Source organism: Candidatus Binataceae bacterium (assembly GCA_035650475.1).
In the GTDB taxonomy this organism is placed as follows: Bacteria; Desulfobacterota; Binatia; order Binatales; family Binataceae; genus JAKAVN01.
Map to the genome: position 1 here is coordinate 721,865 of DASRHP010000009.1, position 13,147 is coordinate 735,011.

The 13,147-nt window shown below is 66.1% G+C and carries 10 protein-coding genes and 1 tRNA gene; all 11 read left to right on the forward strand.

Annotated features, from left to right (window positions below; translation table 11 throughout):
* The first annotated feature begins 30 nt into the window (after positions 1–30).
* The 11 genes from VFB33_09640 (at position 31) to rpsG (ending at position 13,105) form a co-directional block, all read left to right on the forward strand.
* A tRNA-Trp gene (locus VFB33_09640) sits at positions 31–108 on the forward strand.
* Between the two features lie 47 nt (positions 109–155).
* Positions 156–359, forward strand: coding sequence for a preprotein translocase subunit SecE (gene secE, locus VFB33_09645; GenBank protein ID HZO81942.1), 204 nt, complete (start codon positions 156–158; stop codon positions 357–359).
* 92 nt (positions 360–451) lie between these two features.
* Positions 452–1,039 carry a transcription termination/antitermination protein NusG gene (gene nusG, locus VFB33_09650; protein ID HZO81943.1) on the forward strand — a complete coding sequence of 196 codons (588 nt, stop codon included), beginning with the start codon at positions 452–454 and terminating at the stop codon, positions 1,037–1,039.
* Between the two features lie 127 nt (positions 1,040–1,166).
* Positions 1,167–1,592 carry a 50S ribosomal protein L11 gene (rplK, locus tag VFB33_09655; GenBank protein ID HZO81944.1) on the forward strand — a complete coding sequence of 142 codons (426 nt, stop codon included), beginning with the start codon at positions 1,167–1,169 and terminating at the stop codon, positions 1,590–1,592.
* Between the two features lie 60 nt (positions 1,593–1,652).
* A complete protein-coding gene (rplA, locus tag VFB33_09660; GenBank protein HZO81945.1) occupies positions 1,653–2,360 on the forward strand; it encodes a 50S ribosomal protein L1 in 708 nt (235 codons plus the stop codon).
* A gap of 13 nt (positions 2,361–2,373) precedes the next feature.
* Positions 2,374–2,910 carry a 50S ribosomal protein L10 gene (rplJ, locus tag VFB33_09665; protein ID HZO81946.1) on the forward strand — a complete coding sequence of 179 codons (537 nt, stop codon included), beginning with the start codon at positions 2,374–2,376 and terminating at the stop codon, positions 2,908–2,910.
* 145 nt (positions 2,911–3,055) lie between these two features.
* The gene (rplL, locus tag VFB33_09670; GenBank protein ID HZO81947.1) at positions 3,056–3,454 is read left to right on the forward strand and encodes a 50S ribosomal protein L7/L12; all 399 of its coding nucleotides are present in this window, start codon (positions 3,056–3,058) and stop codon (positions 3,452–3,454) included.
* A gap of 211 nt (positions 3,455–3,665) precedes the next feature.
* On the forward strand, positions 3,666–7,760 hold the full coding sequence (gene rpoB, locus VFB33_09675) for a DNA-directed RNA polymerase subunit beta (protein ID HZO81948.1): 4,095 nt from the start codon (positions 3,666–3,668) through the stop codon (positions 7,758–7,760).
* Between the two features lie 18 nt (positions 7,761–7,778).
* Positions 7,779–12,044, forward strand: a complete 4,266-nt coding sequence (gene rpoC / locus VFB33_09680) for a DNA-directed RNA polymerase subunit beta' (GenBank protein ID HZO81949.1) — start codon at positions 7,779–7,781, stop codon at positions 12,042–12,044.
* A gap of 210 nt (positions 12,045–12,254) precedes the next feature.
* Positions 12,255–12,626 (forward strand): 30S ribosomal protein S12, encoded by a 372-nt coding sequence (gene rpsL / locus VFB33_09685; protein HZO81950.1) that lies wholly within the window; start codon positions 12,255–12,257, stop codon positions 12,624–12,626.
* Between the two features lie 8 nt (positions 12,627–12,634).
* Positions 12,635–13,105, forward strand: a complete 471-nt coding sequence (gene rpsG / locus VFB33_09690) for a 30S ribosomal protein S7 (protein HZO81951.1) — start codon at positions 12,635–12,637, stop codon at positions 13,103–13,105.
* Positions 13,106–13,147 lie beyond the last annotated feature (42 nt).

The following is a 13,147-nucleotide window of genomic DNA, read 5'->3' on the forward strand; positions in this document are numbered from 1 at the left end:
CGCTATTATTCTGAGCGGGGCTGTTACGGAGGGTCAGTAGCTCTAATTGGATAGAGCATCGGACTCCAAATCCGAGGGTTGCAGGTTCGAATCCTGCCTGGCCCGCCAACCTCCCGCTTGGTCGACCGGCACGAGACTTGAATCCGGCTATCATTATGGATAGGCTGAAAAGTTACCTCGATCAGGCGGTCAGCTTTGTCAAGGAAGCGTGGGCGGAACTTCTGAAGGTCCACTTTCCTTCGCCCCGGGAGACGGCACAGGCGACCTTCGTGGTGGTGATTCTGACGCTGGTGATGGCGATGTGGCTGGGGCTGGCGGACTTCGCGGCCACCCGCGTGGTGCGCAGCCTTCTGGGCTAGGCCCGGATCGCGCTGCGGATGGGATGCTCGGCGCGCGTCGGCGACGCTGATCAACTGACGCGAATCGGGCCGAGGCGGCTCAGCATTGTGAGATGGCAGACGTAGCATCAACCACGGCAGCGGGCGAAGCCAAGGCGGCCGGCACTGCGGCCAAGAAATGGTACGTGGTGCATACCTACTCGGGCTACGAGCAGAAGGCCAAGGCCGCGCTCGAGGAGCGGGTGCGCGCACTCAAGTTGGAGGACAAGATCGGCGAGATCCTCGTACCGGTGGAGCGGGTGCAGGAGTTGGGCAAAGGCGGCCAGCGCAAGATCTCAAGCCGCAAGTTCTTCCCCGGCTACATCTTCGTCAACATGGAGCTGACCGACGAGACCTGGCACGTGGTCAAGAACACGCCCAAGATCACGGGCTTCGTCGGCCACTCGACCCAGCCGCCGGAAGTGCCCGAGTCCGAAGTGCGCGAGATCACGCAGCAGATGGAAGAGGGCGCGCTGCGGCCCAAACCCAAGGTGCTGTTCGAGGTGGGCGAGGCGGTCAAGGTTATCGACGGCCCCTTCCAGGACTTCAACGGGACCGTCGAGGAAGTGCGCCCGGAAAAAGGGAAGGTGCGAGTGCTGATCTCGATCTTCGGCCGCGCCACGCCGGTCGAGCTCGACTTCGTGCAGGTGGAGAAATCTTAAGGCTCAAGGCGGCAGGCGCCGCCCCATCCCCCATCGCAGGCCGACGCGGGGCGTCGGCGGCGGTGCGCGGGTGGGACGATGCGGCCGGGGCCGCGTGGGACGCGGCGGATCGGGAAGCAACGGTCAGATGGCGAAGAAAGTCGTCGGTCAAATAAAGCTGCAAATTCCGGCGGGGGCGGCCAACCCTTCGCCGCCGGTCGGCCCTGCGCTCGGCCAGCGCGGCGTCAATATCATGGAGTTTTGCAAGGCCTTCAATGCGCAGACCCAGGCCATGGCGGGACTGGTCATCCCGGTGATCGTCACGGTGTACGCCGACCGTTCGTTTACCTTCGTGACCAAGAGCCCGCCGGCCTCGATCCTGTTGCTCAAAGCGGCCGGCGTCGAGAAGGGTTCGGCAACTCCCAACAAGAACAAGGTAGGCAAGGTAACCCGCAAGCAGGTCGAGGAGATCGCGAAGACCAAGTTGAAGGATCTGACCGCCGCTGATCTCGAGGCGGCGGTGCGTACGGTCGCGGGCACCGCGCGCTCGATGGGTATCGAAGTCGTCGAGTAGGACAACCGCGGCGCGCGTTGCCGCGGCGGCAAGGCGGGCAACGCGAAGCGGGCAGGAAAGATGGCAGGCAAGAAATATCGCGAGGCGGCCAAACAGATCGATCCCGAAAAGCGCTACTCACTGGAGGAGGCGCTGCGGCTGGTCGTCGCCAACAAGGTGGCCAAGTTCGACGAGACGGTCGAGATGGCGGTGCGGCTCAACGTCGATCCGCGCCAGGCCGACCAGAACGTGCGAGGCACCGTCGTGCTCCCCAACGGCACCGGCAAGGTGGCGCGCGTGCTGGTGCTGGCCAAGGGCGAGAAGGAGCGCGAGGCGCGCGAGGCCGGCGCAGACTACGTCGGCAGCGACGACCTCATCAAGCGCATCCAGGAGGAAAACTGGCTCGAGTTCGACCGTGTAATCGCCACGCCCGACGTGATGGGCGCGGTCGGGCGGATCGGCAAGATCCTCGGTCCGCGCGGCCTCATGCCCAATCCACGCGTCGGCACCGTGACCTTCGACGTCGCCAAGGCGGTCGCCGAAGTCAAGGCGGGCAAGGTTGACTACCGGGTCGATAAGGCCGGCGTGATCCATGCGCGCATCGGCAAGGTGAGCTTCGGCGAGGCCAAGCTGGTGCAGAACGCACGCGCGCTGCTCGAGGCGATCGTGCGCTCCAAGCCGTCCACCGCCAAGGGCAATTACGTCAAGAGCGTGACGGTGAGCTCGACGATGGGGCCCGGCGTGAAGGTTGACACGGGCGAGGCGCGCACGGTGGCCGCGGCGGCCTAGGGGGAATCGCAGGATGCGCAAGGAACAGAAGAGCGCGGTGGTGAGCGAACTGGCCGAGAAGATGGGCCGCGCCAGTATCGCGCTGGTTTCGGAATATCGCGGGATGAGCGCGGGCGAGGCCACCGAGGTGCGCCGCCGCCTGCGCGCCGTGCGCGGCGAACTGCGCATGGCCAAGAACACGTTGGTGCGCCGCGCGATCAAAGGGACGCCGTTCGCACCGCTCGAGGACAAGCTGGGCGGCCCGGTCGGAATCATCCTGAGCTACGCCGACCCGATCGAGCTGGCGAAGACCGTCACCGGGATGCGTGAGCTGGGCGATAAATTCAAGCTGCGCGGCGGGGTGCTCGAGGGCAAGGCGCTCGCGGCCGAGGAGGTCCAGGCGCTGGCCGCGATGCCGCCGCGCGAAGTTATCCTCGCTCAGCTGCTCGGGCTTATCGCGGCGCCGGCGACCCGCCTGGTGCGCCTGCTCAACGAGCCAGGGTCGGCCCTGGCGCGCCTGATCGACGCGGCAGGCAAGACCAAGAACGAGGCGACGCCGGCCGAGGCTTAAACCGCCGGACTCAGCCATCGCACGGAGCGAAAGACTCGGCGCAAGGCGCATCCAAATTATCAGAAATCGAACAGGGCTTTCGGGGGCGCTCCCACATACCTTCCCCGGACGCCGGCTGCGATGAAGCAAAGAGAGGAACCCTCAGATGTCGGAAGGAACACAGATCAGCCGCGATCAGGTCAAGGACTTCCTGAAGAACATGAGCCTGATGGAAGCGGCGGCCTTGGTCAAAGAGCTCGAGCAGGAGCTCGGCGTTTCGGCGGCGGCGCCCGTGGCGGTGGCGGCGGCGGCACCGGCGGCCGGGGGCGCGGCTGCGGCGCCGGCACCGGAGAAGGATGAATTCACCGTGATGCTGACTGGGGCGGGCGACAAGAAGATCCAGGTGATCAAGGTCGTGCGCGAGCTGACCGGCCTGGGACTGAAGGAGGCCAAGGACTTGGTTGACGGCGCGCCCAAGCCGGTCAAGGAAGGCGTGAGCAAGGCCGAGGCGGAGGAGATTCAGAAGAAGCTGGTGGAGGCGGGAGCGACGGTCGAGCTGAAGTAAGCAGGGCCGACGGATTCGACACGGATTGGACATCGCGGAATCGGGCTGGGCGGCGCGGCGGCAAAGCTGCGCGGCACGGCCCGCTTTTGCCGTTTTGACGGCGCATCGCGCGGCGGGCGTACGGCCCGCCGCCCGCGCGCCGATGCGACGTTTGGCGTAGGGCGCGCGCGCGGCGGCGTCCAGCGAGGTGGCAATGGCTCAGCAGTCAACGGTGACGAGTAATCTTCGGCTGCGCCGCTCGTTCGGCAAGATCAAGAAGATTATCGACATCCCCAACCTCATCGAGATCCAGAAGCGCTCGTACGAAGAGTTTCTGCAAGCCGGAGTGCCGTCGGAGAGCCGCACCGACACCGGGCTGCAGGCGGTGTTCAAGTCGGTCTTTCCGATCAAGGACTTCAACGAAACCGCCTCGCTCGAGTTCGTCAGCTACGAGTTGGGCGAGCCCAAGTACGACGTCGAGGAATGCCATCAGCGCGGGATGACCTATGCGGCGCCGCTGAAGGTCAAGATCCAGCTCGTCATCTGGGACGTCGAGGGCGGTCGCCGCTCGATCAAGAACGTCAAGGAGCAGGAGGTTTACTTCGGCGAAATCCCGCTGATGACCGCCAATGGAACCTTCATGATCAACGGCACCGAGCGGGTCATCGTCTCGCAGCTCCATCGCTCGCCCGGCGTGTTTTTTGAGCATGACAAGGGACGCACGCACTCCACCGGCAAGTTGCTCTACTCGGCGCGCGTGATTCCCTATCGCGGAAGCTGGATCGACTTCGAGTTCGACCCGCGCGACGTGCTCTACGTGCGCATCGACCGCCGGCGCAAGTTCCCGGCCACGGTGCTGCTGCGCGCGCTCGGGATGACCACCGAGGATCTGCTCAACTACTTCTACCGCAAGGACGTGCTGATCCTCGACGGCAAGCAGCTGGCCAAGCAGTTCAAACCCGACCAGCTGCTCGGCGCCCGGATCAGCCGCGACGTAAAGGATCCCAAGAGCGGCGACGTGCTCGCGCGCGAGGGACGCAAGTTCAACAAGGCCATCGTGCGCGCGCTCGAGCAGGCGCGGGTGAGCGAGATCCCGATCGCGCTCGACGAGGCGGTCGGCCGCATCTCGGCCCACGATGTGGTCGACCCCGACACCGGCGAAGTCCTGCTCCAGACCAACGAGGAGCTGAGCGAGGAGGCGCTGGAGAAGCTGCGCGCACACGGGGTCAAACGGCTGGAAGTCCTGTACACGGAAGACCAGCCCGGCGGCGGCCCGCTGCGCCTGACCCTGGCGCTCGACAAGCTGAGCTCGCCCGAGGAGGCGATCCTCGACATCTACAAGAAGCTGCGCCCGGGCGATCCGCCGACCCAGGAAACCGCGACCACCTTCTTCAACAACCTCTTCTTTAACCCCGAGCGCTACGATCTTTCCAAGGTCGGGCGGCTCAAGCTCAACCACAAGCTCAAACTCGATGTGCCGCTGGAGCAGGGCACGCTGCGGCGCGAGGACATCCTCGAGGTCGTACGCTACTTGATCGATCTGAAAAACGGCGTGGGTCAGGTCGACGACATCGACCATCTCGGCAACCGCCGCGTGCGCGCGGTCGGCGAGCTGGTGGAGAACCAGTTCCGCATCGGGCTGGTGCGCATGGAGCGTGCGATCAAGGAGCGGATGAGCCTGCAGGACATCGAGACTCTGATGCCGCAGGAGCTGGTCAACTACAAGCCGGCCTCGGCGGTGATCAAGGAGTTCTTTGGCTCCTCGCAGCTCTCGCAGTTCATGGATCAGACCAACCCGCTCTCCGAGATCGCGCACAAGCGCCGGCTGTCGGCGCTCGGGCCGGGCGGGCTTACGCGCGAGCGCGCGGGTTTCGAGGTTCGCGACGTCCATCCGACCCACTACGGGCGAGTGTGCCCGATCGAAACCCCCGAGGGGCCGAACATCGGGCTCATCGCGGCGCTCTCGACCTACGCCCGGGTCAACGACTTCGGCTTCATCGAGACGCCCTACCGGGTGGTCGAGAATGGGCGGGTGACCGAACGGATCGTTTACCTCTCGGCGCTCGACGAGGAGGAAAAGGTCATCGCGCAGGCCAACGCGCCGCTCGACGCCCACGGCCGCTTCGTCAACGAGTTGGTCTCGGCGCGGATCGGCGGCGAGTTCACCGTGGTGCGCTCCGAGGACGTGCAGTACATGGACGTCTCGCCCAACCAGCTGGTGTCGGTGGCGGCCTCGCTGATCCCGTTCCTGGAGAACGACGACGCCAATCGCGCGCTGATGGGTTCCAACATGCAGCGCCAGGCGGTGCCGCTGCTCAAGACCGATGCGCCGCTGGTCGGCACGGGGCTGGAGCGCACGGTCGGACGCGACTCCGGAGTCACCGTGATCGCGCGGCGCGACGGCGTGGTCGAGAACGTCGATGCCGAGCGCATCGTGGTGCGCGCCGACAAGCCGAGCAAGGACCCGCGCGACGCCGGCGTCGATATCTACAATCTCATCAAGTACCAGCGCTCCAACCAGAACACCTGCATCAACCAGAAGCCGGTGGTGATGCGCGGCGAGCGGGTGCGCGCGGGTGACGTCCTCGCCGACGGCCCGTCAACCGACGCCGGCGAGCTCGCGCTGGGGCGCAACGTGCTGGTCGCCTTCATGCCGTGGGGCGGCTACAACTTCGAGGACTCCATCCTGATCTCCGAGCGCGTGGTCAAGGACGACTTCTTCACCTCGGTGCACATCGAGGAGTTCGAGTGCGTCGCGCGCGACACCAAGCTCGGCCCCGAGGAGATCACCCGCGACATCCCCAACGTCGGCGAGGAGGCGCTCAAGAATCTCGACGCCTCCGGCATCATCCGCATCGGCGCCGAGGTCCGTCCGGGCGACATCCTGGTCGGCAAGATCACGCCCAAGGGCGAGACCCAACTCAGCCCCGAGGAGAAGCTGCTGCGCGCGATCTTCGGCGAGAAGGCGGGCGAGGTGCGCGACACGTCGCTGCGCGTGCCGCCGGGAGTCGAGGGTGCGGTCATCGGCGCGCGGGTCTTCGCGCGCCGCGGCGCGACCCGCGACGACCGCAGCCAAGAGATCCACGCCGCCGAGATCGAGCGGCTCAAGCAGGACGAGACCGAGGAGATCCGCATCATCCGCCAGGAGACCCTGCGCAAGCTCAAGCGCGCGCTGGTCGGCAAGAAACTTGCCGGGCGCGTGCTCGCCGACGACCGCCGCGTGCTGCTGCAGAAGGGCGACGTGCTGAGCGCCGAGGCGCTCGACGAGCTGCCGGTGCCGGCGTGGGAGCAGCTGCGGGTCGAAAGCGAAGGCGCGAGCGCCGAGGCGGCGGCCGCGGTGGCCGCGATGCGCGCCAGTGTGGAGGCGGTTTCCGCCTACTACGGCGCCAAGCAGGAGCGGCTGCGCGGCGGCGACGAATTGGCGCCGGGCGTGATCAAGATGATCAAGGTGTTCGTCGCGATCAAGCGCCGGCTCCAGGTGGGCGACAAGATGGCCGGGCGCCATGGCAACAAGGGCGTGCTCTCGCGCATCCTGCCCGAGGAGGATATGCCGCGGCTGGCCGACGGAACACCGGTGGACGTGGTGCTTAACCCGCTGGGTGTGCCCTCGCGGATGAACGTCGGGCAGATCCTCGAGACCCACCTCGGATGGGCCTCGCGCGAGCTCGGGCGCAAGCTCGACGAAGATTTGCGCGGTGGAGCCAGCCCGGCACAGCTCCGCAAGCGCCTGCGCGAGTTCTACAGCGACCGCGAGAGTCAGGAGTTCATCGACGGTCTGCCCGAGGGCGAGGTGATGCGGCTGGCGGAGAAGTGCCGCGGCGGTATCCACATCGCCTCGCCGGTGTTTGACGGCGCGCGCGAGGAGGAGATCTTCGCGCTGCTCAAGCGTGCCGAGCTGCCCGAGACCGGCCAGTGCACGCTGTACGACGGGCGCACCGGGCTGCCGTTCGAGCAGCCGGTGACGGTGGGCGTGATGTACATGATGAAGCTGCATCACCTGGTCGAGGACAAGATTCACGCGCGCTCGACCGGCCCCTACAGCCTGGTGACTCAGCAGCCGCTGGGCGGCAAGGCGCAGTTCGGTGGCCAGCGCCTGGGCGAGATGGAGGTGTGGGCGCTGGAGGCCTACGGCGCGGCCTACACGCTGCAGGAGATGCTGACGGTGAAGTCGGACGACGTCGCCGGGCGGACCCGGATGTACGAGGCGATCGTCAAAGGCGAGAACACGCTGGAGCCGGGCTTGCCGGAGTCGTTCAACGTGATGGTCAAGGAGCTGCAGTCGCTCTGCCTCAACGTCGAACTGCTCGAGCAGCAGCCGCGCGCATAGCCTAGGGAGCAAACGGGGATGGAAGACCTTTTCGGAATTTTTGAAAAGCCCAAGAACCCGCTGTCGTTCAACGCTATCCGGATCTCGATTGCGTCGCCCGAGATGATCCGCTCGTGGTCGCACGGCGAGGTCAAGAAGCCCGAGACCATCAACTACCGCACCTTCAAGCCCGAGCGCGACGGCCTGTTCTGCGCCAAGATCTTCGGCCCGACTAAGGACTACGAGTGCAACTGCGGCAAGTACAAGCGCATGCGCCATCGCGGCGTGGTGTGCGAGAAGTGCGGCGTGGAGGTCATCCAGTCCAAGGTTCGCCGCGAGCGGATGGGCCATATCGACCTCGCCGCGCCGGTCGCCCACATCTGGTTTTTGCGCTCGCTGCCCTCGCGCATCGGCACGCTGCTCGACATGACGCTCAAGGAGCTCGAGAAGGTACTCTACTTCGAGAGCTACGTCGTCACCGACTCGGGCGAGACGCCGCTGGGGCACAAGGAGCTGCTCAACGAGCGCCGCTACCGCGAGGCGCGCGAGCAGTACCGCGACGGCTTCAAGGCCGAAATGGGCGCCGAGGCGATCCGCAGCCTGCTGGCCGCGCTCGATCTCGACAAGCTCGCCGAGGAGCTGCGCGCCGAGATGAAGGCGACGGCGAGCGAGGCGCGGCGCAAGAAGGTGGCCAAGCGGCTGAAGGTGGTCAATGCGTTTCGCGACTCGGGCAACCGTCCGGAGTGGATGATCCTGACCATCCTGCCGGTCATCCCGCCCGACCTGCGCCCGCTGGTTCCGCTCGACGGCGGGCGCTTCGCGACCTCCGACCTCAACGACCTCTACCGGCGGGTGATCAACCGCAACAACCGCCTCAAGCGCCTCATCGAGCTCAACGCGCCCGACATCATCGTGCGCAACGAGAAGCGGATGCTGCAGGAGGCGGTGGACGCGCTGTTCGACAACGGGCGGCGCGGGCGCGCGATCACGGGCCCGGCCAAGCGCCCGCTCAAGTCGCTCAGCGACATGCTCAAGGGCAAGTCGGGGCGCTTTCGCCAGAACCTGCTCGGCAAGCGGGTTGACTACTCGGGACGCTCAGTCATCGTGGTTGGTCCCGAGCTGCGCCTGCATCAGTGCGGCCTGCCCAAAAAGATGGCGCTCGAACTGTTCAAGCCCTTCATCTACTCCAAGCTCGAGGAGAAGGGCTACGTCACGACCATCAAGAGCGCCAAAAAGATGGTCGAGAAGGAAGGCAAGGATGTCTGGGACATCCTCGACGACGTCATCCGCGAGCATCCGGTGCTGCTCAACCGCGCGCCCACGCTCCATCGCCTCGGCATCCAGGCCTTCGAGCCGGTGCTGATCGAGGGCAAGGCGATCCAGCTCCATCCGCTGGTCTGCGTCGCCTACAACGCCGACTTCGACGGCGACCAGATGGCGGTGCACGTGCCGCTGTCGATCGAGGCGCAGGTCGAGTCGCGCGCGCTGATGATGTCCACCAACAACATCCTCTCGCCGGCCAGTGGCAAGCCCATCATCGTGCCCACCCAGGACATGGTGCTCGGGTTGTACTACATGACGCGCGAGCGGCCGCTGGCGCGCGGTGAGGGCAAGTTCTTCGCAAGCCCGGCCGAGGTGCGCATCGCCTATGACCATGGCGAGGTCGAGCTCCACGCGCGAGTCACGGTGAGGATGCCCAGGGTGCGGGCGGTCGCGCCTGCGCACGCCGACGAGGAGGAAGAGCATCACCGGCTCAGCGTGGGGCCGGCGATGGCCTCGGGCGACGGCGCGGCCGCGTACGAGCGGGTCGAGACCACGGTGGGGCGCGTGCTGCTGTACGAGATCGTACCGCCGGTGGTGCCGTTCGACGAAGTCAACCGCACCATGAAGAAGAAAGAGCTCGGCAACCTGATCGATCTCGTTTACCGCCGCGCCGGCAACAAGGCGACCGTCATTTTCGCCGATCGCCTCAAGGATGTCGGCTTCGACTTCGCCACCCGCGCCGGGATTTCGATCTCGATCAAGGACATGACCATCCCGCCGCAGAAGGCGCAGCTTTTGGAGAAGGCGCAGAAGGAAGTCAGCGAAATCCAGCGACAGTACAACAACGGCGTCATCACCGACGGCGAGCGCTACAACAAGGTGGTCGACATCTGGGCCGAGGTTCAGGACCAGATCGGCTCGGCGGTGCTCAAGGGGCTCTCGACTCAGGCTTACGGCAAGGACAAGCAGGGCAAAGAGGTCGTGGGCGCGTCGTTCAACCCCATCTTCATCATGGCCGACTCCGGCGCGCGCGGCTCCGAGCAGCAGATCCGCCAGCTCGCAGGCTTGCGCGGCCTGATGGCGAAGCCGTCGGGCGAGATCATCGAGACCCCGATCACGGCCAACTTCCGCGAGGGGCTGACCGTGCTCCAGTACTTCATCTCGACCCACGGCGCGCGCAAGGGCCTTGCCGACACGGCGCTCAAGACCGCCAACTCGGGCTATCTGACTCGCCGCCTGGTCGACGTCGCCCAGGACTCGATCATCACCGAGGAGGATTGCGGCACGCTCGACGGGATCGAGATGACCCCGCTGGTCGAGGGCGGCGAGATCATCGAAGGGCTGGGCGATCGCGTGCTGGGACGGGTCGCGCTTGAGGACATCCGCGACCCCTTCACCAACCAGGTGCTGGTCCACGCCAACGAGATGATCGACGAGGACAAGGTGGCCGCGATCGAGGATGCGGGTCTGGAGCGGGTCAAAATCCGCTCGGTGCTGACCTGCCAGTCGCGCCAGGGCGTGTGCGTCAAGTGCTACGGGCGCGACCTCGGCCGCGGACACCTGGTCAACATGGGCGAGGCGATCGGCATCATGGCCGCGCAGTCGATCGGCGAGCCTGGCACGCAGCTGACGATGCGCACGTTTCACATCGGCGGCACCGCCAGTCGGCGCGCCGAGCAGACCACGCTGGAGGCGCGCAACGAGGGCGTAGTGCGGCTGCACGGGGTCAAGACCGTGCCCGCGCCCGACGGCACGCTGATCGTGATGTCGCGCCACGGCGAAGTGGCAATCGTCACCCCGGTGGCGGCCGAGGGCGGCGACCGCGCAGTGCGCGAGCGCGAGCGCGAACGCTACCCGCTGGTCTATGGGGCCAAGCTGCGCAAGGCCGACGGCGCCGCGGTCAAGGCGGGCGAGCTGATCGCCGAGTGGGATCCCTACACCACCCCGATCATCACCGAGGTCGACGGCACGGTTAAGTACGGCGACATCATTGAAGGCAAGACGATGGAGGAGCGGGTGGACGAGCGCACCGGTGCGCGCTCCAACGTCATCGTCGAGTTCAAGGAGCTCGACGTGCGCCCGCGCATCTCGATCAAAGACGACAGCGGCAAGACCGCGCGGCTGCCCGGCAGCGAGCAGTACGCGCGCTACTTCCTGCCGGTCGGCGCCTACATCAACGTGCCCGAGGGCGCGACGGTCCACGCCGGCGACGTGATCGCCAAGATTCCACGCGAGACCACCAAGACCAAGGACATCACCGGCGGCCTGCCGCGGGTAGCCGAGCTGTTCGAGGCGCGCAAGCCCAAGGAGTTCGCCGTGATCTCCGAGATCGACGGCCAGGTCTCCTTCGGCAAGGACACCAAGGGCAAGCGCAAGGTGGTGGTGACGCCCGAGGTCGGCGAGCCGCGCGAGTACCTGATCCCCAAGGGCAAGCACATCGGGGTGCACGAGGGCGACATGATCCGCGCGGGCGAACCGCTGATGGAGGGCTCGTCCAACCCGCACGATATTCTCACCATCCTTGGCGAAAAGGCGCTGGCCAAGTACCTAGTGGACGAGATCCAGGAGATCTATCGGCTCCAAGGCGTGCGCATCAACGACAAGCATATCGAGGTAATAGTGCGCCAGATGCTGCGGCGGGTGCGGATCAAGGAGGTTGGCGACACTGACTTCCTGGTCGGGGACCAGACCGAGAAATGGCGCTTCGACGAGGAGAACGCCCGCGTGCTGACCAAGGGCGGCGAGCCGGCGATCGCCGAGCCGCTGCTGCTGGGGATCACCAAAGCCTCGCTTTCGACCGAGAGCTTCATCTCGGCGGCCTCCTTCCAGGAGACGACCCGGGTGCTAACCGAGGCCGCGATCAACGGCAAGGTGGACCGCCTGGTGGGGCTCAAGGAAAACGTGATTATGGGCCGGTTGATCCCGGCCGGGACCGGCCTGCCGGCTTACAACCGCGTCGAGGTGCTGGCCGAGACGCCGGCAGGCGGCGAGGAGATAGTCGAGGCGACCGAGGAAGCGGCGCCAGCAGCGGCTGGAGATTGACTTGACGGCTTCGATACTTTAAATAGTTATGTTCACCCCAAGGGCCACTCCGCCCTTGGGGGGTTTATTTGAGCAGACGGTTCCCGCCCGCTGCGGCGGGTTAGGCCGGCTCGGAGGGAACGCTCCGGGCCGGGTTTTTTCGACCGGCATTGCCAGCTGCGGCGGAGAGGGACACCGCCCAGCCAAGGACGCAGTCCCGATAGAGACGACGTGCCGACCATCAACCAGCTCATCCGCCAGGCGCGCATCAAGAAGCGCTACAAGATAAGCGCGCCGGCCCTGCAAGGCTCGCCGCAAAAGCGCGGCGTATGCACGCAGGTCAAAACCACCACGCCCAAGAAGCCCAACTCGGCATTGCGCAAGGTCGCACGGGTGCGCTTGTCCAATGGCTACGAGGTCAACACCTACATTCCGGGCGTCGGGCACAATCTGCAGGAGCACTCGGTGGTCCTGATTCGCGGTGGCCGCGTCAAGGACCTGCCCGGGGTGCGCTACCACGTCATTCGCGGCACGCTGGACTCCATCGGCGTGCAGGAACGGCGCAAGGGCCGCTCCAAGTACGGCTCCAAGAAGCCCAAGTAAGCACTCCCATGGCACGCAAGGGTCAGGCCCGCGTCCGGGAAGTCACTCCGGACCCAAAGTTCCACGACCGCACGGTCGCCAAGTTCATCAACGTGGTGATGCTGCGGGGCAAGAAGTCGCTGGTCGAGCAGGTCTTCTATCGTGCGCTCGACAAGGTCGCCGAGCGCGCGAAGGAGGACGGGCTGACCGTCTTCAAGCGCGCGCTGGACAACATCCGGCCTGCGGTTGAAGTGCGCTCGCGGCGCGTCGGCGGCGCCAACTACCAGGTGCCGGTCGAAGTGCGGCCGGTGCGGCGCAACTCGCTCGCGATGCGCTGGCTGGTGACGGCGGCCCGCGCGCGCGGTGAGAAGTCGATGGAGGAGCGGCTGGCGGCGGAGATTCTGGAGGCGGCTGCCAACCGCGGCGGCGCGGTCAAGAAGCGCGAGGATACTCATCGGATGGCCGAGGCCAACAAGGCCTTTGCCCATTACCGCTGGTAAGTGAGGAATTTTTCTAGGCGGTTGCGTGGTTGAGCAAGCCGA

Bases quoted from the DNA above. Each gene is read 5' to 3' on its own strand.
- secE (HZO81942.1), top strand. From the start codon at position 156: ATGGATAGGCTGAAAAGTTACCTCGATCAGGCGGTCAGCTTTGTCAAG.
- nusG (HZO81943.1), top strand. From the start codon at position 452: ATGGCAGACGTAGCATCAACCACGGCAGCGGGCGAAGCCAAGGCGGCC.
- rplK (HZO81944.1), top strand. From the start codon at position 1,167: ATGGCGAAGAAAGTCGTCGGTCAAATAAAGCTGCAAATTCCGGCGGGG.
- rplA (HZO81945.1), top strand. From the start codon at position 1,653: ATGGCAGGCAAGAAATATCGCGAGGCGGCCAAACAGATCGATCCCGAA.
- rplJ (HZO81946.1), top strand. From the start codon at position 2,374: ATGCGCAAGGAACAGAAGAGCGCGGTGGTGAGCGAACTGGCCGAGAAG.
- rplL (HZO81947.1), top strand. From the start codon at position 3,056: ATGTCGGAAGGAACACAGATCAGCCGCGATCAGGTCAAGGACTTCCTG.
- rpoC (HZO81949.1), top strand. From the start codon at position 7,779: ATGGAAGACCTTTTCGGAATTTTTGAAAAGCCCAAGAACCCGCTGTCG.
- rpsG (HZO81951.1), top strand. From the start codon at position 12,635: ATGGCACGCAAGGGTCAGGCCCGCGTCCGGGAAGTCACTCCGGACCCA.